Source organism: Burkholderia sp. JPY481, from assembly GCF_038900515.1.
GTDB lineage: Bacteria > Pseudomonadota > Gammaproteobacteria > Burkholderiales > Burkholderiaceae > Paraburkholderia > Paraburkholderia youngii.
Window position 1 is genome coordinate 1 of the sequence record NZ_JAYMRT010000135.1, and the last position, 508, is coordinate 508.

Annotated in this window: 1 pseudogene; it reads right to left on the reverse strand. The window is 61.0% G+C overall.

Annotated features, from left to right (window positions below):
* Nucleotides 1-252, reverse strand: a pseudogene (locus VSR82_RS40010) (IS4 family transposase); the annotation flags it as partial.
* Nucleotides 253-508: the final 256 nt, after the last annotated feature.

Sequence of the window (508 nt, forward strand, 5' to 3'; positions counted from 1 at the left end):
CTTTTCGATTGCCTCTGCACGAGAGCGGACCGGCAGGTTGGTGATCAGCTTCCATTCGATGCGGGCACGCCCGGGCGGCGGATCGCGTTCCTGTGCGTGCAGGACTGTTAGCTGTGGCGCACGGTAACGGTTCTGCTTGCCGATGGGCGGCAGAACGGTCATAGGCTGGTAGCGCAGTTCGAGCGTCGCGGTCATCGGACGGCCTTTCGCGTCGCGAAGCTCGACGCGGTGGAGCCCCTTGACCTGAACCATGCTGCATGGCTTTGGAGATCGTGTGCTGACCGTCTCCCGCGAGCCTGTCAACGCAGGTACGCACAAGGAAGTGGGTGCAAAGATCGTATGCGGTGCAAAACAGCTCGTAAATGTCGCTTTCCCGATCGCCTGTCACGGGGCGGCGTAATCGAGCCGGGGATGGGCGGCGTAATGGAGCCAGCAGAAACGGGGGTAAAGCGCAGATTCGAACGGGCTCAAGAATGCGGTTTTTTGCCCGGTTTGGCAACCGCGTTTT